This is a genomic window from Hydrogenophaga sp., assembly GCF_035481345.1.
Taxonomy (GTDB): domain Bacteria; phylum Pseudomonadota; class Gammaproteobacteria; order Burkholderiales; family Burkholderiaceae_C; genus Hydrogenophaga.
On the sequence record NZ_DATIGV010000106.1, the window covers coordinates 69,530 to 92,387 of the forward strand.

A 22,858-nucleotide genomic window follows, 5' to 3' on the forward strand; every position below is an offset into this window, starting at 1 on the left:
AAAAAAAATGGCCCCAACCCTGGCTACGCCAGGCCCCCGAGGGGCGCGGTCGTTCTTGGGGCGGCCCGGCGAACGACCAAAAGGACACCGATGATAGGCAAGTTGACCGGCACCCTGCTGGAGAAGAACCCGCCCCAGATCCTGCTGGACTGCCATGGCGTGGGCTACGAGGTGGACGTGCCCATGAGCACCTTCTACCACCTGCCCGCCAGCGGCGAGCGGGTCTCGCTGCTCACCCACTTCGTCGTGCGCGAGGACGCGCAGATCCTCTACGGCTTCGCCACCACCGCCGAGCGCGACGCCTTCCGCCAGCTCATCAAGATCAGCGGCGTGGGTCCGCGCACCGCGCTGTCGGTGCTCTCGGGCCTGTCGGTGAACGACCTGGCCCAGGCCGTGAGCACGCAGGAGACCGGGCGCATCGTCAAGGTGCCCGGTATCGGCAAGAAGACGGCCGAGCGGCTGCTGCTCGAACTCAAGGGCAAGCTGGGCGTGGACCTGGGCCTCCCGGCGGGCGCCACGCGCAGCGACGCGCAGGCCGACATCCAGCAGGCCCTCATGGCCCTGGGCTACAACGAGAAGGACGCCGCCGCGGCGCTGAAGGCCTTGCCGGCGGACGTGGGCGTCACCGATGGCATCAAGCTGGCGCTGAAGGCGCTGGCGAAGTGAGGCTTTCGGTCCCCGGCTTGACAGGCAGGTTGTGCTGGATCAGACTAGTCAACTGACTAGTTTGGAGGCTGATCATGCACACATGGCCTGTTCAAGACGCCAAAGCCCGTTTCAGCGAATTCCTGGAAGCCTGTCTCGTCGAGGGGCCGCAGATGGTCACCAAGCGTGGAGCCGAAGCCGCCGTGCTGGTCCCTGTCGAGCAATGGCGGCGGCTGCAGGCGGCGGCGCAGCCCAGTCTGAAGCAGTTGCTGCTGTCGGACCAGGCCCGCACCAGAACACTCACGCCCGTGCGAGGCAGCGCCCGGCGCCGGCCCGTGCAACCCTTGTGATGAGTGGCATGTACCTGCTGGACACGAATGTGGTCTCGGAGCTGCGCAAGCCGCGTCCGCACGGGGCGGTGCTGGCCTGGATCGAACAGGTGGACGATGCCCATCTGTTCCTGTCGGCGGTGACCTTGGGCGAGATCCAGGCGGGCATCGAACTCACGCGCGAGCAGGACGCGGCCAAGGCCAGCGGGATCGAAGCCTGGCTGGAGCAACTGGCCGGGGCCTACAACGTGCTACCCATGGACGCCAGCGCTTTTCGGCGATGGGCGCGCCTGATGCACCGCAAGTCCGATACGCTGTATGAAGACGCCATGATCGCCGCGACGGCCCAGGCCCATGGCCTCACGGTCGCCACGCGAAACGTGGCCGACTTCCGGGCGTTCGGCGTCGAGATCTTCAACCCCTTCCGCTGATCCTGCATTTCCACGCTCGCCATCCATGAGCATCCAGACCGACGACTTCGCCCCCGCGCCTCGCGTGATCTCGCCGATGGCGACCTCGCCCAAGGAGGAGGCCATCGAGCGCGCGCTGCGGCCCAAGCTGCTCGACGAGTACGTGGGCCAGATGAAGGTGCGCGAGCAATTGGAGATCTTCATCGGCGCCGCGAAGAAGCGCGCCGAGGCGCTGGACCACGTGCTGCTGTTCGGACCGCCCGGCCTGGGCAAGACCACGCTGTCGCACATCATCGCGCAGGAACTGGGCGTGAACCTGCGCCAGACCAGCGGCCCCGTGCTCGAGAAGCCCAAGGACCTGGCCGCGCTGCTGACCAACCTCGAGCCCAACGACGTGCTCTTCATCGACGAGATCCACCGCCTCTCACCGGTGGTGGAGGAGATCCTCTACCCCGCGCTGGAGGACTACCAGATCGACATCATGATCGGCGAGGGGCCGGCCGCGCGCAGCATCAAGCTCGACCTGCAGCCCTTCACCCTGGTGGGCGCCACCACGCGCGCGGGCATGCTGACCAACCCGCTGCGAGACCGCTTCGGCATCGTGGCGCGGCTGGAGTTCTATTCGGCCGAGGAGCTCGCGCGCATCGTGCGGCGCAGCGCGGGCCTGCTGAACGCGCCCATCGACGACGACGGCGCCTTCGAGATCGCGCGCCGCTCGCGGGGCACGCCGCGCATCGCCAACCGCCTGCTGCGCCGCGTGCGCGACTACGCCGACGTGAAGGGCAGTGGGCGCATCAACAAGGACATCGCCGAGCGCGCCCTGGCCATGCTCGACGTCGATCCGCAGGGCTTCGACCTGATGGACCGCAAGCTGCTGGAGGCCGTGATCCACCGCTTCGACGGCGGGCCGGTGGGCCTGGACAACATCGCGGCCAGCATCGGCGAGGAGCGCGACACCATCGAGGACGTGATCGAGCCCTACCTCATCCAGCAGGGCTACCTGCAGCGCACGCCGCGCGGGCGCACCGCCACGCTGGCGGCCTACCGCCACCTGGGCGTGAACCCGCCGCGCACCGAGGGAGGCCTGTTCGGCGCCGCCGACTGAGCACGATGAGCCCGCTCGCACCGCCATGACCAGCCCGCCGACCGTCACGCCCCCGGACACCGCGGCGCTGACCAGCGCCACCGAGGCGCTGTACCGGGCGGCGCTCGGCCCGGGCCGCACGGCGCACTACCTGCCGGTGTTCGCGCGCTTCGACGAACGCGGCGTGGCGGGGACGTCGTGGAACCATGCGGCCGCGTGGCTCAACCTGAACTGGCTGCTGTACCGGCGCCTGTGGCGCCAGGCCCTGCTGTACGCCGTGGCCCTGGCCGCTGCGCTGGGCTTGTGGTGGTGGGCGCGCGGGTTCATGGCCACTTGGCCGGCTGGCGTGCGCTGGGGCCTGCTCGCCCTGATCGGCGTGCTGGCGGTGGCCGTGCCCGGCTGGTGGGGCACGGCCTGGTTGCACGCGGACGTGCGCCGGCGCATGACGGACGCCGTGCGGCGGGCGCGCACCGTGCAGGAGGCCTGCGGCCTGCTGCAGGCCGTCGGGCCGTTGCGCTGGGCCTGGGTGGTGGCGCTGTTGGTGGAACTGGCACTGCTGTTCGCACTGGGGGTGCGCACCGGGGCCGGCCCGGTCGCTGCCACGCGTGGGCCGGTCCCGGCGGAGCCGACCGTGGCCGAGGCGGCTGCGCCAGCCCCCGCGCCAGCGCCTGTCCCGATGCCGTCACCCGCCGCGCCGGCGTCCGTTGAGGTCGTCTCTGAGCCAGCACCGCCCCTGGTCTCGGCCTCATCCAGCGGCACGTCGGTGACGGGCCGCGTCACGGTGCAAGCGCCGGCACCGCCACCACCGCCACCCCCACCGATCCTTGCCCCCGTCACCCCGCCGAGCCCTTCACCCTCCCAGGCGCCCGCGGCCAGCGCCGACGCGCCCCGCGCCCGCTGGCAGGGCCACGGGGTGAACGTGGGCATCTTCGCCGACCCGGCCAACGCCGAGCGCGCTGCGTCCCGTCTGCGCCAGGCGGGCTTGCCGGTGCGCAGCGACCCCGTGGAGTCGGCGCGCGGTCCGCTCACGCGCGTGCGCGTGGGCCCGTTCGACACCCATGAACAGGCCGTGGCCGCCGCCGAGACGGTGCGCAACCTGGGCCTGGAGGCCCGCGTGTTCGGGCCCTGATCGGCCGGGCCCCACAGGGGCTTGTCGCGTCGCCGCCGGAAAGGGCTTCAGTCCACCGCGCCGCGCGCGTCCACGCGCAGCACGCGTTCCACGCGGCCCGCCAGCAGCCCACCGCGCACGCCGATCAGCGCGTCGTGCAGGTTCACCGTGGGGTCGCAGTGGCCCGGCACCAGCCACACGGCGTCGCCCAGCGCGGGCAGGGCCGCGCCGCGCAGCACGCCGTGTTCGTCGCCGCCATTGGCGAAGTCCAGCCCCTCGGGCAGCCACACGCGCGGCAGCCCGCTGTCGATGGCGTGGCTCTTGTGGCCGGCGTCGATCACGGCGCGCCCCTCGGGGCGGCTCATCACCTGCGCCTTGACGAACAGGGCGTGCTCGAACGTCGGTGAATCGCCGTCCGCGGTGTTGGCGGCGTAGTCGGCGTCCATGAACAGGTAGGAGCCGGCCTGCAGTTCGCCCCATTGGCCGCTGGCCGCCTCGTGCACGAAGGTGCCGGTGCCCGCGCCGGTCACCAGCGGCACCGCCAGGCCCGCGCCTTCGATGAGCGCGCGCGTGCGCGCCACGGCCTCGGCCGCGCGCGCCACGGTGGCGGCGCGCTCCTGCGGCGTGCGCTGGTGCTGGGCCGTGCCGTGGTAAGCCTGCAGGCCCGCCAGGCGCAGCGGCGCATGCGCTGCCACGGCCCGCGCCAGCGCCAGCGCCGGCTCGCCCGGTGCCGCGCCGCAGCGGCCATGGCCCACGTCGATCTCCACGAACACGTCGATGGCGCCCGGCGTTCGCACGCCGGCCTGGGCCAGGGCATGGGCCAGGCGCTCGACGCCCAGCGCGCTGTCCACCGCGATGGCGAAACGCGTGCCACCCACGCGCACGGCGCGCGCCAGCCGCGCGAGCTTGGCCGGGTCCACCACCTCGTTGCTGATGTACACGTCCGTGACGCCGGCAGCGGCCAGCGCCAGCGCCTCGCCCGTCTTCTGCACGCACACGCCCACCGCGCCGTGCGCCATCTGCAGCTTCGCCAGTTCGGCGCACTTGTGCATCTTGGCGTGCGGGCGCAGGCGCAGGCCGCGCGCCTGGCACCAGTCGGCCATGCGGTGCAGGTTGCGCTCCATGGCGTCCAGGTCGATCACCAGCGCGGGCGTGTCGATGGCGGCCACGCCCTGGCCGACGAGTCCCTGGAACCGTTCAGGCGTTGCGCTCATCGAGCACCCCTTCGTCATCCGGCACCTGCAGGTGGCTCACGTCGCCCCAGCCCACCAGGGCCAGGCCCTCGGGCGACCACAGCAGGCGGTTGACGGCGCAGTTGGCCAATTGCCAACTGCGCGGCGCCTGCAGCTCCAGCCGGGTGGCGGCGCGGTACAGCACGTCCAGCACACCGCCGTGCGCCACCAGCAGGATCTGCTCGCCCGGGTGGCGCGCGGCCAGCTCCAGCGCGGTGTCGACCACGCGCTCGCGCAGTTGCAGCAGGGTCTCGCCGCCGGGCGGCGCGAAGTCGGGCATGCGCTTGCGCCAGGCCAGGGTCTCGGTCGGGTAGCGCAGCTCCAGCTCGTCCCAGGTGTGGCCCTCGAAGCGGCCGAAGCTGCGCTCGCGCAGGCCGATGTGCGCGTGCACCGGCAGGTCGTGCGTGTCGGCCACCCCCTGGGCGGTGACGCGCGCGCGCTTGAGGTCGCTGCTGTAGATGGCGGTGATGGGCTCGTCGCGCAGGGCGTGCGCCAGCCGTTCGGCCTGCCAGCGGCCGTGGTCGTTGAGGTCGATGTCGGTGTGGCCCTGGATGCGCGTGTCGCGGTTCCAGGCGGTCTCACCGTGGCGCACGGCCAGGATGCGGGTGACTTGCAAGGTGCTTGGGAAGAGGGGTCGGTCTGGATGAAATGTACCGGGCCTTGCGACACAATGTCTTACATGGCCTCGTCCGATGGCGACTTCTCCTCGCTGTTCAATTTCCTGCCCATCGGCGCGTACCGCAGCGCCCCCGATGGGCGCATGCTGCGGGCCAACGAGGCGCTGGTGCGATTCAATGGCTACGACAGCGAAGCCGCGCTGATCGCCAGCGTCGGCGACATCGCCACCGAGTGGTACGTCGACCACCGCCGCCGCGACGATTTCCGCCACCTGCTCGAGCGCGACGGCTTCGTTCGCGCCTTCGTCTCCGAGGTGTACCGACACAAGACGCGCGAGCGCGCCTGGATCAGCGAGAACGCGCACATCGTGCGCGACGCCGATGGGGGCGTGCTGTTCTACGAAGGCACGGTGGAAGACATCACCGAGCGCGTGGCGCAGCAGCGCGACATCCGCGAGCAGCAGGACCGCATGCAGGCACTGGCCGACCAGATCCCCGGCATGGTGTTCTCGCTGGTCATCCACTACGACGGGACGCGCCGCTACCGCTACGTGAGTTCGGGCGTGCGCGAGCTGCTGGGCGTGTCGCCGGACGTGTTCCTGCAAGACCCGACCGTGATCTCGCGCGTGCTGCACCCCGACGAGCGCCCGCGCATGCAGGCCGAAACGCAGGCCCTGCTGACCGGCAAGGCCGTGCTCTCGGGCGAGTTCCGCGTCGTGACGCCGGACGGCCAGCAGAAATGGGTGCACAACCGCTCTTGCGAGGCCTACCGCGACAAGGAGGGCATCCACCGCGTGGGCGTGCTGCTCGACATCACCGAGCTCAAGCGCATGGAGGAGGCCCTACACCGCAGCGAGGCGCTGTGGAAGATGGCGCTGGAGAGCGCCGGCGACGGCGTCTGGGACTGGAACCTGGAGACGGGCGAGGAGTACCTGTCCGACAGCCTGCTCTCCATGTACGGTTACTCGCGCAAGGACGTCCACGGCGTGGCCGCCGACCTGGACGAGCGCACGCACCCGGACGACGTGCCGGGGATGCTCGCCGCGCGGCAGGCGCATTTCGAGGGGCGCACACCCGTCTACCGCAACGAACACCGCATCCGCACGCGCGACGGGCGCTGGATGTGGGTGCTCACGCGCGGCGCCGCGGTGCAGCGCGACGCCCAGGGCCGCCCGCTGCGCCTGGTGGGCACGCACACCGACATCACCGAGATCAAGCAGGCCGAGGAGCAGCAGCGCCAGTTCGAGGCGCAGTTGCGCGAGCGCCAGAAGATGGAAGCCATCGGTACGCTGGCCGGTGGCGTGGCACACGACTTCAACAACCTGCTGGCGGCCATCCTGGGCAACCTCGTGCTCGCGCGCGAGGACGTGGGCCCCGATCACCCCGCGCAGGAAAGCCTGATCGAGATCAACCGCGCGGCGATCCGTGCGCGCCAGCTCGTGCAGCAGATCCTCACCTTCAGCCGGCGCGATGCCCAGACCATGGAGCGGCGCCTGCTGCTGCCGCTGATGGAGGAGGCCCTGCGCCTGATGCGCACGCTGCTGCCGGCGGGCGTGCGGCTGAACCTGCGCCTGGACGGCCCGCCCCTGCCCGTGATGGCCGACGGCACGCAACTGCAGCAGGTGCTGATGAACCTGTGCACCAATGCCTGGCAGGCCTTCGAGGGGCGCGCCGGCGAGATCACCGTGGCCCTGCACGAGGAGGCGCTCGACGCGGCGCGCGCGCTGCAGCTCGGCGGCCTGAGCCCCGGGGCCTACGCTTGCCTGAGCGTGGCCGACAACGGGCCGGGCATGGACGACGAAACGCAGCGGCGCGTGTTCGAGCCCTTCTTCACCACCAAGGCGCCCGGCGCGGGCACGGGGCTGGGGCTGGCCGTGGTGCACGGCATCGTGAAGGCGCACAAGGGGGCCATCGCTTTGGACAGCGCGCCGGGGCGGGGCACGCGCTTCGACGTGTTCCTGCCGCTGGCGCCCGACGGCGCGCCGGTGGACGAACCCGGCGCCGCGCCCGAGGCGGCGGCGCTGCCCACGCTCGACGGGCGGCACCTGGTGTACGTGGACGACTACGAAGCGCTGGTGTTCCTGGTGCGCCGCCTGCTGACCAAGCGCGGGGCGCGCGTCACCACCTTCGAGTCGGGCCAGGCCGCGATCGATTGGCTCGCCGCGCATGGCGACGAGGCGATCGACCTGCTGGTGACCGACCAGAACATGCCGGGGCTGTCGGGGCTGGAGGTGGCGCGCGCCGCGCGCGAGCGGCGCCCGGCGTTGCCGATGGCCATCGTCTCCGGCCACGTGAACGAGGCGCTGGTGGCCGAGGCGCAGACCCTGGGTATGTGCGAGGTGCTGCCCAAGCAGGACAACATGGACGCGCTGGCGCAGGCCATCTGCGCGCTGCTGGAGTCCGCGGAGCGCGGTCGGCTGCCGGCCTGAATCGCGTCCTGGCCGCGGTTCAGCGGGGCACTTCGATGTTGACCTGCCGCACGCCCGTGGGCGGCGCGGGGAAGCCCTGCAAGGCCGCGTCGAGCATGGCGGTCCACAGCGCCGGCGTGCTGTTCCAGCGGCCATCGTGCGCGGCGCGCGTCTCGTAGACCACGCGCCCGCTGGCGGCGTCGCGGATCACCAGCGACACCGTGCGCTGGTAGTAGGGCGTCTCGAAGCGCGGCGCCATCATGGGGAAGAAGATCACTTGGCCCGAGCCGGTGACGACGTAGTCGCGCCCCGGCATGGCGAAGGGGTAGCCGCCGTACGGCCCCCAGCCCCAGGTGTCCCAGGGGTCTTCCCAGGGCGCGCGCGGCAGGCGCACGTTGCTGGCATTGACCTGGACCGCCCAGGGGGCCGACACGTTGGCGGCGGCGCGCGTCCAGCCCAGCTTGGCCAGCGAGGCCTCGGCGTAGCGCTCCAGTTCGTCCTGGCCGCGCCCGGCGCGTTGTTCTTGCTGCTGTGACGGCAGGCGCTCGAACCGGTAGATCTGCGGCGGGGCGGGCACCGCTGCGTTGGCCGCACGGTCTTGCCAGCGAGGGAAGCTCTCCACCTGGTTGTCGACCAGGATGACGGACGCACAGCCCGACAGCAGCAGTGCGGCCAGGGCGGGGATGAGAAGGCGGATCGAGGGCATGGACGTCTCCTGGCGTTGAAGCCCCTCGTGGCTGGCGATCAGCTGGCTTCGGCGGCGATGGGTATGACCGTGCGCGGCGCGGCCGGGTTCCCTTGCGCAGCGGGTTCGCTGGCCTCGGCGGCGGCTGGTGGCGTGGCCACGGGCTCGTCGTCGAAGGCCTTGTCGCCGTTGTCGTCCGGCACGCCGCTCGCCCGCAGGGTTTCAAAAGGAAACAGCGCACGGTCCATCAGGTGGCTGGGCACCACGTTCTGCAGCGCGTTGGCCATGTTCTCCACGCGGCCGGGGTACTTGTGCTCCCATTCGCGCAGCAGATTGCCCACCTGCTTGCGCTGCAGGTTCTCCTGGCTGCCGCACAGCGTGCAGGGAATGATGGGGAACTGGCGCACCTCGGCCCAGCGGCTCAGGTCCTTCTCGGGCACGTAGGCCAGCGGGCGGATGACCACGTGCTTGCCGTCGTCGCTCACCAGCTTGGCCGGCATGCCCTTGAGCTTGGCGCCGAAGAACATGTTGAGCAGCAGGGTCTGCAGCATGTCGTCGCGGTGGTGGCCCAGCGCGATCTTGGTGGCGCCGAGCTCGTCGGCCACACGGTAGAGGATGCCGCGGCGCAGCCGGCTGCACAGGCTGCACAGCGTCTTGCCCTCGGGGATCACGCGCTTGACGATGGAATACGTGTCCTGGTTCTCGATGTGGAACTTCACGCCGAGCTTGCCCAGGTACTCGGGCAGCACGTGCTCCGGAAAGCCGGGTTGCTTCTGGTCGAGGTTGACCGCGATCAGCTCGAAGTTCACCGGCGCGCGCTGCTGCAGCTTCATGAGGATGTCGAGCAGGCCGTAGCTGTCCTTGCCGCCCGAGACGCAGACCATCACGCGGTCGCCGTCCTCGATCATGTTGTAGTCGACGATGGCGCGGCCGACCTCGCGGCACAGGCGCTTCTCGAGCTTGTGGTTTTCCAGTTCGATGTTCATTGCCATTCCTTCAGGGTCACCATTGCCCGCTTTCCATGCGGATCGCGACCTCGCAGTCCTCGAAGATCTCCAGCTTGGCGATTTTCACGCGCACGCCGATCACACCGGGCAGTTGCATCAGCCGGCGCGTGAGCTTGCCGATCAGGCTCTCCAGCAGGTTCACGTGCTCGGCGGTGCACTCGTCGATGATGATCTGGCGCACCTTGCGGTAGTCGAGCACGTGGGTGATGTCGTCGTCCTTGGGCAGCAGGGGCTGCGTGCCCTGGTTCAATTCGGCGTCCACCTGGATCGGCTGCGGCGCGTGTTTCTCGCGGTCGAGGATGCCCAGGTTGGCGTCGAAGCGCAGGCCGGTGAGGGTGAGGATCTGGGTGGCGGCGGTCGTGGGGATCATGCGGTCCTCACATGAGGGAGAAGTCGCGCTCGAAGCGCATCAGGTGCTGGCCGCCGTCCACCAGCAGCGTGGTGCCGGTGATGGAGCCGTTGTCCAGCGCGAAGGCCACGGCGGCGGCCACGTCGGCCGGGGTGGACGAGCGGCCCAGCGGCGACTGCTGGTGCAGTTGCTGGAACTTCTCGTCGGTGAGCAGGTGGCTGGTGAGCGTGAGCCCTGGCGCCACGCCCACCACCCGCACGCGCGGCGCCAGGGCCAGCGCCAGCATGGTGTTGGCCGCTTCCAGCGCCGCCTTGGACAGGGTGTAGCTGAAGAAGTCGGGGTTCATGTTCCACAGCTTCTGGTCGAGCAGGTTCACCACCACGCCGCGCGCGTCGCGCTCGGCCAGGTGCGCGTGCAGGGCCTGTGCCAGCAGCACGGGCGCGCCGGTGTTGGCGCGCAGGTGGGCTTCCATGGTGGCGAAGTCGAAGCTGCCGGCGCTGTCGTGCTCGAAGGTGGAGGCGCTGTTGATGACCGCGTCCACCGCGCCGAAGCGCGCCGCCACGGCGGGCAGCAGCGCGCGCACGCTGGCTTCGTCGGAGAGGTCGGCGAAGAAGGTGTGGGCGCTGTCGGCGCGCCCGCTGGCGGCCTCGCAATCGGCGGCGGTCTGGCGCGCCTCGTGCAGCGAGTGGCGGTGGTGCACGGCCACGTTCCAGCCGGCCCTCGCGAGGGAGATCGCGATCTCCCGGCCCAGGCGCCGGCCGGCGCCGGTGACCAGCGCGATGCGAGGCGTGTGCGAAGAGGGCATGGGTGACAATCGGCGCGTGAACACCGCATCCGTGAACCAGCCCGGGAGTGTAGCCAGCCCCCTGACGGCCCGCATTTTCGCGGCCATCGACGCGGCGGGGGGGCAGCTGTCTTTCGAGCGCTTCATGAGCATGGCGCTGTACGAGCCGGGCTTCGGCTACTACGCGGCGGGCACGCCCAAGTTCGGCCACTTCCCGTCGCAGGGCAGCGATTTCGTCACCGCGCCCGAACTTACGCCGCTGTTCGCCCGCGCACTGGCCCGCCAGGTCGCGCAGGCCCTGGCGGCCACGGGCACGCAGGAGGTCTGGGAATTCGGCGCCGGCAGCGGCGCGCTCGCGGCCGAGCTCATCGCCGCGCTCGACGCCCTTGGCCAGCCGGTGGCGCGCTACACCATCGTCGAGCTGTCGAGCGAGCTGCGCGAACGACAGCGCGAACGGCTGGCCGCTTGCGGCGATCGCGTGCGCTGGGCCGACACCTTGCCCGAGCGAATCGAGGGCGTGCTGGTGGGGAACGAGGTCCTCGACGCCATTCCCGTCACGCCGCTGGCGCGCCGGGAGGGCGTCTGGCACGAGCGCGTGGTGGTGCGGGCGGGCGATGGCTTCGCCTGGGCGGATCGGCCCACCACCCTGCGCCCGCCCCTGGACGTGCCCGGCGAGCACGACTACTGCACCGAGGTGCACCCGCTGGTCGAGGCCTTCATCCGCACCATCGCCGATCGCCTCGCGCGGGGCGTGGCCCTGTTCATCGACTACGGCTTTCCCGAGGCCGAGTACTACCACCCGCAGCGCCACATGGGCACGCTGGTGGCGCACCGCGCGCACCAGGTGGACGACGAGGTGCTGGATCGCCCCGGCGAGAAGGACATCACCGCGCACGTGAACTTCACGGGCGTGGCGCTGGCGGCGCAGGACGCGGGGCTGGACGTCATCGGCTACACCAGCCAGGGGCGCTTCCTCATCAACCTGGGGCTGGTCGAACTCTCGCAGGGCGCCGATCCGCGCGAGCGCTCGCGCATGCAGATGCTGGTGCACGAGCACGAGATGGGCGAGCTGTTCAAGGTCATCGCACTCACGCCGTCGGGCGGCGGGGCCGGCTGGGTACCGGTCGGCTTCGCGCACGGCGACCGCACGCACCGGCTCTAGGAAGGTGGGCGCGTGATCCGCTGGATGATCGTCATCTTCCTGGCCCTGCTGCTGATCAGCTGGGCCACGCCGCTGCTGCGCCGTCTGGGCCTGGGCCGCCTGCCGGGCGACTTCCACTTCCGTGCTTTCGGCCGGGAGTGGTTCCTGCCGTTCGCCAGCACGGTGCTCCTGAGCTTCATCGCCGGGCTGATCGGCTATCTGATCTGAGGACTGTGCCGGCGCTGGCCGGGTATCTGGCGGGGGCTTGCAATTCGCGCCCACGGCCAGCATCTGATCGGCATGGACGCCACCACCCCTCTGCACGTCGTTTGCCCGCATTGCGGCACCACCAACCGGCTCGCGGCCGACGCCCTGGGCAGCGCGCCCGATTGCGGCCGCTGCCACCGGGCGCTGTTCACGGGTGCGCCGGTGTCGCTGGACGAGGCCGGGTTTCGCAAGACCATCGAGAAGTCGGACCTGCCGGTGCTGGTGGACTTCTGGGCGCCCTGGTGCGGCCCCTGCCGCACGATGGCGCCGCAGTTCGAAGCGGCGGCGCGCGAACTCGAGCCGCGCGTGCGGCTGGTGAAGCTCAACACCGAAGAGGCGCCCGCGCTGTCGGCGGCCATGAACATCCGCAGCATCCCCACGCTGGCCTTGTTCTCCGGTGGCCGGGAAATCGCCCGTCAGCCCGGCGCCATGGGCGCGGCGGACATCGTTCGCTGGGCGCGCGGCCATCTGCCGCGTTGAGCCGGGTTCACCGGCGCTCGGCCTATCATCCGTCGCCATGAGCGACACCCCCGCACGCGCCAGCGGCCGCCTGCTGGCCGACATCGGCGGCACCAACGCCCGCTTCGCTTTTCAGTCCGCGCCCGGCGAGCCCTTGAGCGACATCCGCGTGCTGCCCGTGGCCGACTACCCCGGCGTGCAGGACGCGCTGCGCGCTTACCTCGCGGACCTGGCGCCGCGCACGGTGCGCGCGGCGGCCATCGCCATCGCCAACCCCGTCACGGGCGACGAGGTGCGCATGACCAACCACCACTGGGCCTTCTCGCAGCGCGCGCTGCGCGAGGCCATGGGCTGGGACCGCCTGCGCGTGCTCAACGACTTCACCGCGCTGGCGCTGGCCTTGCCGGTGCTGCCGGACGCCGATCTGCGCCAGATCGGTGGCGGACAGCCCGTGCCACGCGCCGCGCGCGCGCTGCTGGGCGCCGGCACGGGCCTGGGCGTGTCCGGCCTGCTGCCGTGCGGCGACGGCGGCTGGGCGCCCCTGGAGGGCGAGGGCGGCCACGTCACGCTGCCGGCGGCCACGCCGCGCGAACGCCTGCTGATGGACGCGCTCGCGGCCCGCTACGGCCGCGCCTCGGCCGAGCGCGTGTGCTCCGGTGCGGGTCTGCTCGACAGCTTTCGCATCCTCTGTGAGGCCGATGGCGTCGCCGTGCAGGGCATCGAGCGCGCCGCCGACGTGACCGAGGCCGCGCTGCGGCACGGCCAGCCACAGGCGCTGGAGGCGCTCAACCTGTTCTGCGCGCTGCTGGGCTCGGTGGCTGGCAACCTCGCGCTCACGCTGGGCGCGCGCGGCGGCGTGTACCTGGGCGGCGGCATCGTGCCGCGCCTGGGCACCTGGTTCGACAACTCCCCGTTTCGCGAGCGCTTCGAGGACAAGGGCCGCTTCGGCGGCTACCTGCGCGCCATTCCGGTGTGGGTGATCACCGCGCGCGAGTCGCCCGCGCTGCTGGGCGCGGCCCGCGGCCTCGATGGCTTGGACTGAACCGCCGCTTGCGCTAACCTGATCACTCGTATGCTGCGCCCACAGGAGACCCCATGACCACCACCCTCAGAACCGTGCTCGTTTTCACCCCTGAGGACCAGGCTTGGCTGCGTCGCATGCAACTGGTGGTGCCCGACTACTGGCGCGGCCATGGCGCCGCGCCCATCCCGGGCGACGTGTTTCGCGTCGGCGGGCGCCAGTTCACCATCCAGGGCCGGCTGTGGGAGCACGACCTGCAGGGCCCGCTGCTGCGCGTGTTCGTGGGCTCGGCGCACGCCGAGAGCGATTCGGTGTTCGCCGGCATGTGAGCGGGCGCGCGGCTCAGCCGTCGTCCACGTCCCACTCGAACGCGCAGCGCTTGCAGCACACCGGCACCAGGCGCCGGGCGCCTTCTTCTTCAGCGGTGTGCCGCACGGGCCGCTCCGACAGGCGCAACTGCCCGTAGGCGTGGCAGCGCGGGCAGTTGGCCTGGTTGGCCACTTCCTCCGCATGCATCAGCAGGTAGACGTAGCGCTGCAGCGCCCACAGCGTGACGCCGGCGGTGAGCACCACGAAGGCGGTGTTCATGAGCTTCTCGCCCGCGCTGGCGCCCGCGAAGGCCTCGAAGCTCGCCAGCATGGCCACGGCCGCCAGCACCGCCAGGGCCATGTGCGCGTGGCTGGAGAGCAGCTCGCGCTCGTACCACTTGCGAAACCCCAGGCGCCGGATGCCCTCGGCGAGGGGCGGGTTGAGCGGGTTGATCGAGGACATGGTGGCCTCCGGCGGTTGGAGGGCCATGGTGCACCGAGGACCCGCGTGGGGCCAAGCCCGTTGGGCAATCTCGCCTGCCGCGCTCGGGCAATCGGACGCAACAGCCGGTAACGGTCGTGAGCGCCAGTGGTCGCTCAGCGCGTCGCCGCCGCGGCCGCCGCCTCGCGCAGGCTGGCCGCGTTGGCGGCCTCGGCGTCGGCGTGCACCGTGAGGTTAGGGTAGGGCAGGCGGATGCCGCGCGCGACGAAGGCGCCCTTGAGCCGGCGCAAGAACTCGCGCTTGACGCCCCACTGCTCGATGGGCAGCGTGCGGAAGCGGCAACGGATCACCACCGAGGCGTTGTCCCAGCGTTCGACGCCGGCCACCTCCAGGTCGGCCAGGATGCGCGCGCTGAAAGCCTCGTCGGCCCGCAGCTCGGCCGCCACCTCGCGGATCACCCGGACCACGGCGTCCACGTCCTCGTGCACCGAGACGGCGATGTCGCACACCGCCTGGCTGAAGCCGCGCGTCATGTTGACCACCGTGGTGATCTCGCCGTTGGGCACGTAGTGCACGTTGCCGTCGTAGTCGCGCAGTTGCACGTAGCGCAAGGTCACCTCCTCGACCACGCCGGAGTGACTGCCGAGCTGCACCACGTCGCCCTGGCGGATCTGGTTCTCCAGCAGCAGGAAGAAGCCGGTGAAGTAGTCCTTCACCAGACTCTGCGCGCCAAAGCCCACGGCCAGGCCGACGACACCGGCGGCGCCGAGGATGGGCGCCACCGACACGCCCAGTTCGCCCAGCACCAGCATGCCGGTGATGAGGCTGACCACCACCACCACGAGGTAGCGGAACACGCGGCTGAGCGTCTGGGCGCGCTTGATCGCTTCGCGGTCGTCGTCGAGCTGGCCGGCGATGCGGTCGCGCAGCAGGCGGATGGCGCGCCCGGCGACGCCGACCACGACCCAGGCCATGGCCAGGATGAGCACGATGCGCAGCCCGCTGGTGGCGACACTGCCCAGTCCCTGCCACCAGCCGGCGGCGACGTCGATGAGGTTCTGATTCATGGGGCTTTCTCCGTGTCCGGTGTCTCTTGCAAGGCGCGCAGGAAGCTCTCGCGCCACCAGTGCACGTCCTGCGCGCGCAGTCGCGCCAGCAGGGCCTGGTGGCGCTGCTGGCGCTCGGCCAGCGGCATCTGCAGCGCGCGTTGAATGGTCTCGGCGGTGCGGGCCATGTCGTAGGGGTTGACCAGCAGGGCCTCGGGCAGCTGTTCGGCCGCGCCGGCGAAGCGCGAGAGCACCAGCACGCCCGGGTCGTCCGGGTCCTGCGCCGCGATGAACTCCTTGGCCACCAGGTTCATGCCGTCGCGCAGCGGCGTGACCAGCGCCACCGAGGCCGCGCGGTACAGCCCCGGCAGGCGCCGGCGCGCCACGTTGCGGTGGATGTAGCGCAGCGGCATCCAGTCGAGCTCGCCGTGCTCGCCGTTGATGGCGCCCGAGAGGCTTTCGAGTTCGGCGCGCAGCGCGGCGTAGGCGTCCACCGACTCGCGGCTCGGCGAGGCGATCTGGATCAGCGTGGCGCTGCCCTGGTTCTCGGGGTAGTTCTGCAGCAGGGTGCGAAAGGCCTTGAGCCGCTGCGGCAGGCCCTTGGAATAGTCCATGCGCTCCACACCCACCAGCAGGCGGCGGCGCGCGTACTCGCGGCGCAACTGGTCGAACATGTCCCGCGCGTCCTTGCCGTTGGCCAGGGCCTGGAACTCGTCCACGTCGATGCCGATGGGAAAGGCGCGTACCTGCAGGGTCTTGCCGAAGGCGTTCCAGCCGTGCTCGCCCACCCACTGGGCCTGCAGCTCGTCGCTGGCGTAGCGCTCGAAGTGCGTCACATCGGCCTGGCTCTGCAGGCCCACCAGGTCGTAGGCGAAGAGCGAACGCATGAGCCAGTCGTGTTCGGGCAGCGCGGCCAGGATCAGCGGCGGTGGCAGCGGCACGTGCAGGAAGAAGCCCATGCGCTGCTCGCAGCCCATGGCGCGCAGCTCGGCGGCCAGCGGGATCAGGTGGTAGTCGTGCACCCAGATGATGTCGTCGGGCCGCAGCAGGGCCTTGAGCTTCTGCGCGAACAGCTGGTTCACGCGCCGGTAACCGGTGATGCCGTTGGCGTCGAAGTTGGCCAGGTCGAGCCGGTAGTGCAGCACCGGCCACAGCACGCCGCTGCTGTAGTTCAGGTAGTAGCTGTCGTGGTCCTCGCGGCACAGGTCCAGGGTGAACAGTTGCACCGCGCCGGCCTGCTGGCGGGTGACCTCGCCCTGGCCCGGCGTGCCGTTCTCGACGATGCGCCCGCTCCAGCCGAACCAGACGCCGCCACTGGCCTCCAGCGCCTGGCCCAGGGCCACGGCCAGGCCGCCGGCCGCGACCTTGCGCGGGTCGGCGAGGCGGTTGGAGACGACGACCAATCGGCTCATACGACGCTGTCCCAGTGGGCCGACAGCCGCACCGCTGCGTTGATCAGGCCCACCATCGAGTAGGTCTGCGGGAAGTTGCCCCACATCTCGCCGGTGGTGGCGTGCGTGTCCTCCGACAGCAGACCCAGCGGATTGCGCACCGCCAGCATGGCCTCGAACACCTCGCGCGCTTCGCGCACGCGGCCGGTGCGCGAGAGCGCGTCGATGCGCCAGAAGGTACAGATGTTGAAGGCCACCTCGGGCTTGCCGAAGTCGTCGGGCGCCTCGTAGCGGCGCATGTACGGGCCGTCGCACAGGTGGGTCTCCAGCGCCTGCAGCGTGGAGAGGAAGCGCGGGTCCTTCGGGTCGATGAAGCCGACCTCGGCCATCAGCAACACGCTGGCGTCCAGATCGCGGCCGCCAAAGCTTTCGGCGAAGGCCTGGCGCTCCTCGCTCCAGGACTCGTTCAGGATGCGCTCGCGCATGCCCTGCGCGTGGCCGGCCCAGTAGGCCGCGCGCTCGGGCAGGTGCAGGGTGCGCGCGATCTTGGCGAGGCGGTCGCAGGCGGCCCAGTTCATCAGCGCGGACGAGGTGTGCACGCGCGCGCGGGTGCGCAGCTCCCACATGCCCGCGTCGGGCTGGTCGAACACGCGCCGGGCGTGCTCGCCCACGGCTTCCAGCCGCTCGAATTCGGCCCGCCCCGGCGGGTGCAGCAGCCGGTGGTCGTGGAAGGCCTGCGAGGACGCGAGAACGATGTTGCCGTACACGTCGTGCTGGAAGTGTTCCTGCGCCTGGTTGCCCACGCGCACGGGACCCATGCCGCGGTAGCCGGGCAGGGAGTCGACGATGCGCTCCGGCAAATGGCGTTCCAGCCCCACACCGAAGAGGGGCTGCACGTGCCCGCTGCTGTCATGGCGTGCGCTGCCCACCACCACGTCGGAGAGCCAGCGCAGGTAGTCCTCCATGGTGCCGATCTCGGACAGGCTGTTGAGCGCCCGCACCACGAAGAAGGCATCGCGCAGCCAGCAGTAGCGGTAGTCCCAGTTGCGCTGGGTGTGCGCCGCCTCGGGGATGCTGGTGGTCATGGCGGCGACGATGGCGCCGGTGTCCTCGAACAGCGAGAGCTTGAGCGTGATGGCCGCGCGGATCACCGCGTCCTGCCACTCCAGCGGCAGCGCCAGGCGCTGGCTCCAGGTGCGCCAGTAGGCGCGCGTTTCCTGCTCGAAGTGGCGCGCCACGTCGCTCACGCTGCCCGCGATGGTTTCGTCGGGGCCGAGCAGGAAGTTGTGCTCGTGCACCAGCAGGAAGGGCTCGCCCGATAGCACGTGGCTGATGGGCGCATCGGTGTACAGCCGCAGCGTGAGGTGGTCGCCCACGTAGCGCACGTGGTTGCTGCCCGAGGTGATGGTCGGCGCTCGTGCCCCCCATTCGAAGCGCGGCGCCAGGTGCACGCGGATGCGCGGCGTGCCCTTGAGCGCGCGCACGCGCCGCGTGATCTGCATGGGCCGGAAGAAGCGCCCCCGCGAGGCGAAGCGCGGCGCGAAGTCGGTGACCTGCAGGCCCTGGCCGTGGCGGTCCCACAGTTCGGTCACCAGCACGGCGGTGTTGGGCTCGTAGCGCTGGCGCGTCTCGGCCAGGTCCTCGAGTTCGATCGCCCAGGAGCCGCTCGCGCCATCGGCGCCGCCCAGCAGGGAGCAGAACACCGGGTCGGCGTCGAAGCGCGGCATGCAGCTCCATACGACACGCGCGCGCGCGTCGATCAGCGCGCTGATGGTGCAGTTGCCGATCACGCCCATGTGCAGCGAGGCCGGCTCGGGCGATGCGAATCCGCTGGCGGGGGTCGTCATGGCTTCACCTCTTCGATCTGTTGTCGCAACCAGTCGCGCAGGGCCTGCGGGCTCTCGCAGCGCAGGCGGGCGATGCTCGGGCCATCACCCACCTTGAGGCCATCGCCGCCGTGCGATTGCACCACCGTGAAACCGTCCTCGTCCGTCACATCGTCGCCCGCGAACACGGGCCGGCGGCCCACGAACGGCGGCTCGCGCATGAAGCAATCGATGGCCGCGCCCTTGCTGGTGTGCGCGGCCTTCACCTCAACCACGGCCTTGCCGTGCAGCAGCCGCAGGCCGGGGTGTTCGGCCACGGCCTGTTCCAGCAGGGCCACGCAGGCTGCGCCCAGCTCAGGCGCCAGGCGGTAGTGCAGGGCCAGTGCGGTCTGCTTGACCTCCAGCAGCAGCGCCGGGTGGCGGGCGGCGAAGGGTTGCACGGCCATCACCACCGGGCCCAGGTCGGGCGTCACGGCGAGCCGGTCGATGCCATCGGCGCCGACGCGCAGCGCGCCGTGCTCGAAGGCGCCGGGCCAGTGCTGCACCGGCAGCCAGCGCTGCAGGTCGCCGCGCGCGCGGCCGGTGATCAGCGCGAGCGCTCCCCCCAAGCGCTCGTGCAGCGCATCGAGCAGGCTCGGCAGGTCGGGAGGGATCCGCACCGCATCGGGTCGGCTGGCCAGTTCGGCCAGGGTGCCGTCGAAGTCCAGAAACAGTGCCGACCCGTGGGCCGACAGAGTGGGCAGCGTCGTCATCAGCCCGAGACCGTACCCCAGGCCGGGGCCGCAGGGCAAGCCATGACGGCTTTGTCCCAGCCGCTGGGTGAGAGACTGCGCCGGTGCTTGACGCGGCCGGTCTCAGTCGTTCCAGATATCGCAGTGCAGCAAATGCTGGAGGCGAGCGGTGTGTAGGCGCTCACTTATCTGCTCGCCCTGCGCGCCATCGGCCTGGGCCTGGCGCACCGCGCCGGCGGAATCGAAGGCCAGCAGGGACTGCAGCGCCCGCTCCAGGCGCCGGGTGCTGCGCCGCACCGCCGCACCGCCATCGGCCTCGCTCAGGGCCTCGCCGTCGATCACCCGGAGCAGTTCGCGGCAGCGCGCGGGCTTGCGCAGGGCGTCGCAGCGCTGCAGACGCCGCAGCGCCTCGGCGGCGTCCAGCGCCTCGGGCGCGGGCCAGTCGGCGCGCTCGCGCTGCGCGATCTGGGCCAGTTCCTGCAGGGCGTTGGGCACGCGCCAGTGCGCACCCAGCGCCTGCTGCGCCGCGCCGTCCAGTCCGGCCACGAGCCAGGCCCAGCGCACCGACAGCGGCGCGTCGGTGAACAGCGCCTGGGCGTCGGTTTCGCCGGGCAGGCTCGGGGGCAGGGCATCCACCTGTGCGCGCACGGACGGCGGCAGCAAACGGGCCAGGGCACCACAGTCGCGCAGCGTTTCGACCATGCGTCCGGGCCGCGCTTCCATCAGGCCGCGAGAAAGTTCTTGCCACACGCGCTCGGGCACCAGGTGGTCGACCTCGCCGCGCTCGACCATGGCGCGCATCAGGGCCTCGGTCTCGGGCGCGATGCCGAAGCCCGGCCAGCGCGCGCGAAAGCGCGCCAGCCGCAGGATGCGCACCGGGTCTTCGGCGAAGGCCTCGGTGACGTGGCGCAGCGTGCGCGCGCGCAGGTCGGCCAGGCCGCCCCAGGGGTCGATCAGCGGGGCGCTCTCCGGGTGGCCGGCGTCCTCGGCGGCCACGGCCATGGCGTTGATGGTGAGGTCGCGGCGCGCCAGATCCTGCTCCAGCGTGACGTCGGGCGCGGCGTGGAAGGCGAAGCCGTGGTAGCCGGGCGCGGTCTTGCGCTCGGTGCGCGCCAGTGCGTGTTCCTCGCGTGTCTGCGGGTGCAGGAAGACGGGGAAGTCGCGTCCCACGGGCTCATAGCCTTCGGCCACCATGGCCTCGGGCGTGGCGCCGACGACGACCCAGTCGCGGTCGGCCTGCGCGGGGGCCGGCAAGCCCAGTTCGCGCACCATCAGAGCGTCGCGCACCGCGCCGCCCACCAGATAGATCTGCATGCGGCGAGTGTAGGCGGCGGGGCTGCGCCCACCATGCGGCGCGGGGGCTGTTTCGTATCAGCGTGTCGCCGGGCGCAGGCGGTAGGGTTCGTCGAAGTCGATGAAATCGCGCTCCGCGAGCGCGTCGTCGATCCAGGCCTTGACGCCGGGCAGCGCGAGCACACGATCGACGTAGGCGCGCACCGCGTCGGACACCGGCAGCCCATAGGTGCGGATGCGCGTGCAGACCGGCGCGAAGAAGGCGTCGGCGATGGTGAAGCCGCCGAACAGCAGGCCGTGCGCGGGCTGTGCGGCGAGCAGCTCGCCCCACATGGCCTCGATGCGGGCGACGTCGGCGCGCAGGCCGGCCTGGTCGCGCCAGAGCAGGGCGCCGGTGTCGGGCAGCGAGGCTTCGATGTTCATGGGGCAGTGGTTGCGCAGCGCCGAGAAGCCGCTGTGCATCTCGGCGCAGACGCTGCGCGCGCGGGCGCGTTGGCGGGCATCGGCGGGCCAGAGCCCTTTCTCGGGGAAACGCTCGGCCAGGTACTCGGCGATGGCCAGGGAGTCCCAGACCGCGAAGCCGTCGTCGACCAGGGCCGGCACCTTGCCGAGGGGGTTGACGGCTTTGGCGCGCCGCTTGAAATCGGAGTCGGCCTCGAATGAGTCGAAGCGGATCAGGACCTCTTCAAAGGGGATGGCGGCCTGGCGCATGAGCACCCAGGGGCGCATGGACCAGGACGAGTAATTCTTGTTGCCGATGAACAGTTGCAGGGGCATGGGGGGTCTCCGTGAGAAGACCGCATCCTAGGCCCGCGCGGCGCCGCGATCCATGCGAAAAAGCGGCCCGATGGATGCGGGCCGTTCATGAATGCTTTTGTCTGCGGATCGCTCAGGCGTATTTTTCGAGGATGCGCGTGGAGCGTTCCACGTCGCGCATGGCCGAACCTTCCACGGCGGATTCGGCCACGGCCTCCATCAGCGAACAGGCCATCATGCGGTAGAAGGCCTTGTCCATGGCCTTGCGGGCGGCGGCCATCTGCTGGGCCACCTCCTCGCAGGAGCGCTCGGTCTGCACCATGTCGATGAGCCCGCGGATCTGCCCCTCGATGCGCTTGAGGCGGTTGACCACGTCGCGCTGGCTCTCGTTGCGCGGCAGGCCGGCGTGGCGGGGGGGGTGCGAAAGGCCGTCGTGCTGGGTCATGGTCCACCTATCAGTGAAAGGTACTCATTTCGGAGGCGCGAGTGTGCCCCGAAACACCAACCCCGTACAGTTCGCCGGACACAATCGTGATCAAGATCCGATCAACGTCGCACCTGCTTCCGCAAATGCAGTAGTCGGGTGCGCGCATTGCGCTCGCCGAGGTAGGTGGGCGCGATGGCGTGCACGCTCGACGGCGTGATGCCCAGGCTGTCCAGGCCGGGCAACGTGCCGCTGGCCACGTTGGGCACGGACAGCGAGGCGACGTTGTCGCGGCTCATGAGCGGTTCGCCGGGCAGCAGCTCCAGCAGGGCCGCCTGCCAGCGGCCCACCGCCAGCGGCAGGCCGATCACCGGGCGCTCGGCGCCGCTGAGCCGGCCCGCGAGCCGCACCAGCTCGCGCAGCGTGAGCACCTCGGGCCCCGCGCACTCAATGGTGCGGCCGATGCTGGCGCGTCCGATGGCGTCCTCGTCCAGGCAGACCGCGATCGCCTCGGCCACGTCTTCCACCCAAACCGGCTGCAGGCGCGCGTCGGCGCCGGCCAGCGGCATGACGGGCGAGACGCGCTGCAGCCGGGCGAACAGGTTGAGGAAGTGGTCGCCCCGGCCGAAGATGACGCTGGGGCGCAGCAGGGTGAGCGCCAGACCGGTGGCGCGCAGCACCTCTTCGCCGCGCGCCTTGCTGCGCTGGTACAGGGAGGGGCCGTCGGCCGAGGCGCCCAGCGCGCTCACGTGCACCAGCCGGCAGGCCGCGTCGGCCAGGCAGGCCTCGGCGATGGCCAGGGGCAGCTCCACGTGCACACGCTCGAAGGCCTCTTCATTGCCGTGCAGGATGGCCACCAGATTGACCACCGCGTCCTGTCCTTCCATGAGGCGCAGCAACTGGCGCGGGTCGTGCACGTCGGCTTGCACCACCGTCACGCGCGGCAGGGGCAGCACGGCGTTGGCCTTGGCGATCTGGCGCGTGGGCACCGTGATGTGCCAGCCGCGCCGCTGCAGCTTTTCGCAGACGTGGCGGCCGACGAAGCCGGTGCCGCCGAGCACGAGGACCTTCTTCATGACGCACCTCCTGGAGCGC

The 22,858-nt window shown here is 71.1% G+C and carries 26 protein-coding genes; 11 read left to right on the forward strand and 15 right to left on the reverse strand.

Annotation, left to right across the window (positions count from 1 at the left end):
• Window positions 1-90 precede the first annotated feature (90 nt).
• The 5 genes from ruvA to VLG41_RS11665 all read left to right on the forward strand — a co-directional run bounded on the left by ruvA (window position 91) and on the right by VLG41_RS11665 (window position 3,597).
• Window positions 91-666 (forward strand): Holliday junction branch migration protein RuvA, encoded by a 576-nt coding sequence (gene ruvA, locus VLG41_RS11645; protein ID WP_325349567.1) that lies wholly within the window; start codon window positions 91-93, stop codon window positions 664-666.
• Window positions 667-740: 74 nt separating this feature from the next.
• On the forward strand, window positions 741-995 hold the full coding sequence (locus tag VLG41_RS11650; RefSeq protein WP_325349568.1) for a type II toxin-antitoxin system Phd/YefM family antitoxin: 255 nt from the start codon (window positions 741-743) through the stop codon (window positions 993-995).
• An 8-nt stretch (window positions 996-1,003) separates the two neighbouring features.
• Window positions 1,004-1,405 carry a type II toxin-antitoxin system VapC family toxin gene (locus tag VLG41_RS11655; protein ID WP_325349599.1) on the forward strand — a complete coding sequence of 134 codons (402 nt, stop codon included), beginning with the start codon at window positions 1,004-1,006 and terminating at the stop codon, window positions 1,403-1,405.
• Window positions 1,406-1,430: 25 nt separating this feature from the next.
• Window positions 1,431-2,489, forward strand: a complete 1,059-nt coding sequence (gene ruvB / locus VLG41_RS11660; RefSeq protein ID WP_325349569.1) for a Holliday junction branch migration DNA helicase RuvB — start codon at window positions 1,431-1,433, stop codon at window positions 2,487-2,489.
• Between the two features lie 25 nt (window positions 2,490-2,514).
• Window positions 2,515-3,597, forward strand: coding sequence for an SPOR domain-containing protein (locus VLG41_RS11665; protein ID WP_325349570.1), 1,083 nt, complete (start codon window positions 2,515-2,517; stop codon window positions 3,595-3,597).
• Between the two features lie 47 nt (window positions 3,598-3,644).
• On the opposite strand, the gene VLG41_RS11670 is transcribed toward VLG41_RS11665, so the two are convergent.
• Both VLG41_RS11670 and VLG41_RS11675 read right to left on the reverse strand, forming a co-directional pair.
• Window positions 3,645-4,790, reverse strand: a complete 1,146-nt coding sequence (locus VLG41_RS11670; protein ID WP_325349571.1) for a DSD1 family PLP-dependent enzyme — start codon at window positions 4,788-4,790, stop codon at window positions 3,645-3,647.
• On the reverse strand, window positions 4,774-5,424 hold the full coding sequence (locus VLG41_RS11675; RefSeq protein WP_325349572.1) for a histidine phosphatase family protein: 651 nt from the start codon (window positions 5,422-5,424) through the stop codon (window positions 4,774-4,776). The genes VLG41_RS11670 and VLG41_RS11675 overlap by 17 nt, the downstream gene beginning before the upstream one ends.
• A gap of 63 nt (window positions 5,425-5,487) precedes the next feature.
• Between VLG41_RS11675 and VLG41_RS11680 the strand changes: the two genes are divergently transcribed.
• Entirely contained in the window at window positions 5,488-7,854 is a 2,367-nt protein-coding gene (locus VLG41_RS11680) for a hybrid sensor histidine kinase/response regulator (RefSeq protein WP_325349573.1), read from the forward strand.
• Window positions 7,855-7,873: 19 nt separating this feature from the next.
• Here the strand turns inward: VLG41_RS11680 and VLG41_RS11685 are convergent, their stop codons facing one another.
• Genes VLG41_RS11685 through VLG41_RS11700 form a run of 4 tightly spaced genes read right to left on the reverse strand, consistent with a single transcriptional unit; the run spans window position 7,874 to window position 10,679 of the window.
• Entirely contained in the window at window positions 7,874-8,539 is a 666-nt protein-coding gene (locus VLG41_RS11685; RefSeq protein WP_325349574.1) for a DUF4136 domain-containing protein, read from the reverse strand.
• Between the two features lie 38 nt (window positions 8,540-8,577).
• Window positions 8,578-9,510 carry a tRNA 2-thiocytidine(32) synthetase TtcA gene (gene ttcA / locus VLG41_RS11690; protein ID WP_325349575.1) on the reverse strand — a complete coding sequence of 311 codons (933 nt, stop codon included), beginning with the start codon at window positions 9,508-9,510 and terminating at the stop codon, window positions 8,578-8,580.
• Between the two features lie 10 nt (window positions 9,511-9,520).
• A complete protein-coding gene (locus VLG41_RS11695) occupies window positions 9,521-9,895 on the reverse strand; it encodes a dihydroneopterin aldolase (RefSeq protein ID WP_070400359.1) in 375 nt (124 codons plus the stop codon).
• 7 nt (window positions 9,896-9,902) lie between these two features.
• Window positions 9,903-10,679: an SDR family oxidoreductase gene (locus VLG41_RS11700; protein WP_325349576.1), complete on the reverse strand. Its 777-nt coding sequence runs from the start codon at window positions 10,677-10,679 to the stop codon at window positions 9,903-9,905.
• On the opposite strand from VLG41_RS11700, the gene VLG41_RS11705 reads away from it, so the two are divergent.
• The 5 genes from VLG41_RS11705 (at window position 10,678) to VLG41_RS11725 (ending at window position 13,875) form a co-directional block, all read left to right on the forward strand.
• Window positions 10,678-11,820: a class I SAM-dependent methyltransferase gene (locus VLG41_RS11705; RefSeq protein ID WP_325349577.1), complete on the forward strand. Its 1,143-nt coding sequence runs from the start codon at window positions 10,678-10,680 to the stop codon at window positions 11,818-11,820. The two genes, VLG41_RS11700 and VLG41_RS11705, sit on opposite strands and share 2 nt — an antisense overlap.
• A 12-nt stretch (window positions 11,821-11,832) precedes the next feature.
• A complete protein-coding gene (locus VLG41_RS11710; protein ID WP_325349578.1) occupies window positions 11,833-12,027 on the forward strand; it encodes a DUF2905 family protein in 195 nt (64 codons plus the stop codon).
• Between the two features lie 72 nt (window positions 12,028-12,099).
• Window positions 12,100-12,546 (forward strand): thioredoxin TrxC, encoded by a 447-nt coding sequence (gene trxC / locus VLG41_RS11715; protein WP_325349579.1) that lies wholly within the window; start codon window positions 12,100-12,102, stop codon window positions 12,544-12,546.
• A 37-nt stretch (window positions 12,547-12,583) separates the two neighbouring features.
• Window positions 12,584-13,567 (forward strand): glucokinase, encoded by a 984-nt coding sequence (locus tag VLG41_RS11720; protein WP_325349580.1) that lies wholly within the window; start codon window positions 12,584-12,586, stop codon window positions 13,565-13,567.
• 53 nt (window positions 13,568-13,620) lie between these two features.
• Complete coding sequence (locus VLG41_RS11725) at window positions 13,621-13,875, forward strand: hypothetical protein (RefSeq protein WP_325349581.1); 255 nt, start codon at window positions 13,621-13,623, stop codon at window positions 13,873-13,875.
• A gap of 13 nt (window positions 13,876-13,888) precedes the next feature.
• Here VLG41_RS11725 and VLG41_RS11730 read toward each other — a convergent pair whose 3' ends face one another.
• The 9 genes from VLG41_RS11730 to VLG41_RS11770 form a co-directional block, all read right to left on the reverse strand.
• The gene (locus VLG41_RS11730; protein WP_325349582.1) at window positions 13,889-14,317 is read right to left on the reverse strand and encodes a hypothetical protein; all 429 of its coding nucleotides are present in this window, start codon (window positions 14,315-14,317) and stop codon (window positions 13,889-13,891) included.
• 134 nt (window positions 14,318-14,451) lie between these two features.
• A complete protein-coding gene (locus VLG41_RS11735; protein ID WP_325349583.1) occupies window positions 14,452-15,363 on the reverse strand; it encodes a mechanosensitive ion channel family protein in 912 nt (303 codons plus the stop codon).
• Window positions 15,360-16,754 (reverse strand): alpha,alpha-trehalose-phosphate synthase (UDP-forming), encoded by a 1,395-nt coding sequence (locus VLG41_RS11740; protein WP_325349584.1) that lies wholly within the window; start codon window positions 16,752-16,754, stop codon window positions 15,360-15,362. Before VLG41_RS11740 ends, VLG41_RS11735 begins: the two co-directional genes overlap by 4 nt.
• Entirely contained in the window at window positions 16,751-18,580 is a 1,830-nt protein-coding gene (locus VLG41_RS11745) for a glycoside hydrolase family 15 protein (protein ID WP_325349585.1), read from the reverse strand. The genes VLG41_RS11740 and VLG41_RS11745 overlap by 4 nt, the downstream gene beginning before the upstream one ends.
• Window positions 18,577-19,311 (reverse strand): trehalose-phosphatase, encoded by a 735-nt coding sequence (otsB, locus tag VLG41_RS11750; RefSeq protein ID WP_325349586.1) that lies wholly within the window; start codon window positions 19,309-19,311, stop codon window positions 18,577-18,579. Before otsB ends, VLG41_RS11745 begins: the two co-directional genes overlap by 4 nt.
• 102 nt (window positions 19,312-19,413) lie before the next feature.
• A complete protein-coding gene (locus VLG41_RS11755) occupies window positions 19,414-20,604 on the reverse strand; it encodes a multifunctional CCA tRNA nucleotidyl transferase/2'3'-cyclic phosphodiesterase/2'nucleotidase/phosphatase (RefSeq protein WP_325349587.1) in 1,191 nt (396 codons plus the stop codon).
• Window positions 20,605-20,661: 57 nt separating this feature from the next.
• Window positions 20,662-21,360, reverse strand: coding sequence for a glutathione S-transferase family protein (locus tag VLG41_RS11760; protein ID WP_325349588.1), 699 nt, complete (start codon window positions 21,358-21,360; stop codon window positions 20,662-20,664).
• Window positions 21,361-21,472: 112 nt separating this feature from the next.
• Complete coding sequence (locus tag VLG41_RS11765; protein WP_325349589.1) at window positions 21,473-21,784, reverse strand: metal-sensitive transcriptional regulator; 312 nt, start codon at window positions 21,782-21,784, stop codon at window positions 21,473-21,475.
• Between the two features lie 101 nt (window positions 21,785-21,885).
• Complete coding sequence (locus VLG41_RS11770) at window positions 21,886-22,839, reverse strand: complex I NDUFA9 subunit family protein (RefSeq protein WP_325349590.1); 954 nt, start codon at window positions 22,837-22,839, stop codon at window positions 21,886-21,888.
• Window positions 22,840-22,858 lie beyond the last annotated feature (19 nt).

Excerpts from the sequence above, each read along its gene's own strand:
- ruvA (WP_325349567.1), top strand. The coding sequence starts at position 91 with ATGATAGGCAAGTTGACCGGCACCCTGCTGGAGAAGAACCCGCCCCAG.
- VLG41_RS11650 (WP_325349568.1), top strand. The coding sequence starts at position 741 with ATGCACACATGGCCTGTTCAAGACGCCAAAGCCCGTTTCAGCGAATTC.
- VLG41_RS11655 (WP_325349599.1), top strand. The coding sequence starts at position 1,004 with ATGTACCTGCTGGACACGAATGTGGTCTCGGAGCTGCGCAAGCCGCGT.
- ruvB (WP_325349569.1), top strand. The coding sequence starts at position 1,431 with ATGAGCATCCAGACCGACGACTTCGCCCCCGCGCCTCGCGTGATCTCG.
- VLG41_RS11665 (WP_325349570.1), top strand. The coding sequence starts at position 2,515 with ATGACCAGCCCGCCGACCGTCACGCCCCCGGACACCGCGGCGCTGACC.
- VLG41_RS11670 (WP_325349571.1), bottom strand. The coding sequence starts at position 4,790 with ATGAGCGCAACGCCTGAACGGTTCCAGGGACTCGTCGGCCAGGGCGTG.
- VLG41_RS11680 (WP_325349573.1), top strand. The coding sequence starts at position 5,488 with ATGGCCTCGTCCGATGGCGACTTCTCCTCGCTGTTCAATTTCCTGCCC.
- VLG41_RS11685 (WP_325349574.1), bottom strand. The coding sequence starts at position 8,539 with ATGCCCTCGATCCGCCTTCTCATCCCCGCCCTGGCCGCACTGCTGCTG.
- ttcA (WP_325349575.1), bottom strand. The coding sequence starts at position 9,510 with ATGGCAATGAACATCGAACTGGAAAACCACAAGCTCGAGAAGCGCCTG.
- VLG41_RS11695 (WP_070400359.1), bottom strand. The coding sequence starts at position 9,895 with ATGATCCCCACGACCGCCGCCACCCAGATCCTCACCCTCACCGGCCTG.
- VLG41_RS11705 (WP_325349577.1), top strand. The coding sequence starts at position 10,678 with ATGGGTGACAATCGGCGCGTGAACACCGCATCCGTGAACCAGCCCGGG.
- VLG41_RS11700 (WP_325349576.1), bottom strand. The coding sequence starts at position 10,679 with ATGCCCTCTTCGCACACGCCTCGCATCGCGCTGGTCACCGGCGCCGGC.
- trxC (WP_325349579.1), top strand. The coding sequence starts at position 12,100 with ATGGACGCCACCACCCCTCTGCACGTCGTTTGCCCGCATTGCGGCACC.
- VLG41_RS11720 (WP_325349580.1), top strand. The coding sequence starts at position 12,584 with ATGAGCGACACCCCCGCACGCGCCAGCGGCCGCCTGCTGGCCGACATC.
- VLG41_RS11725 (WP_325349581.1), top strand. The coding sequence starts at position 13,621 with ATGACCACCACCCTCAGAACCGTGCTCGTTTTCACCCCTGAGGACCAG.
- VLG41_RS11730 (WP_325349582.1), bottom strand. The coding sequence starts at position 14,317 with ATGTCCTCGATCAACCCGCTCAACCCGCCCCTCGCCGAGGGCATCCGG.
- VLG41_RS11735 (WP_325349583.1), bottom strand. The coding sequence starts at position 15,363 with ATGAATCAGAACCTCATCGACGTCGCCGCCGGCTGGTGGCAGGGACTG.
- VLG41_RS11740 (WP_325349584.1), bottom strand. The coding sequence starts at position 16,754 with ATGAGCCGATTGGTCGTCGTCTCCAACCGCCTCGCCGACCCGCGCAAG.
- VLG41_RS11745 (WP_325349585.1), bottom strand. The coding sequence starts at position 18,580 with ATGACGACCCCCGCCAGCGGATTCGCATCGCCCGAGCCGGCCTCGCTG.
- otsB (WP_325349586.1), bottom strand. The coding sequence starts at position 19,311 with ATGACGACGCTGCCCACTCTGTCGGCCCACGGGTCGGCACTGTTTCTG.
- VLG41_RS11755 (WP_325349587.1), bottom strand. The coding sequence starts at position 20,604 with ATGCAGATCTATCTGGTGGGCGGCGCGGTGCGCGACGCTCTGATGGTG.
- VLG41_RS11760 (WP_325349588.1), bottom strand. The coding sequence starts at position 21,360 with ATGCCCCTGCAACTGTTCATCGGCAACAAGAATTACTCGTCCTGGTCC.
- VLG41_RS11765 (WP_325349589.1), bottom strand. The coding sequence starts at position 21,784 with ATGACCCAGCACGACGGCCTTTCGCACCCCCCCCGCCACGCCGGCCTG.
- VLG41_RS11770 (WP_325349590.1), bottom strand. The coding sequence starts at position 22,839 with ATGAAGAAGGTCCTCGTGCTCGGCGGCACCGGCTTCGTCGGCCGCCAC.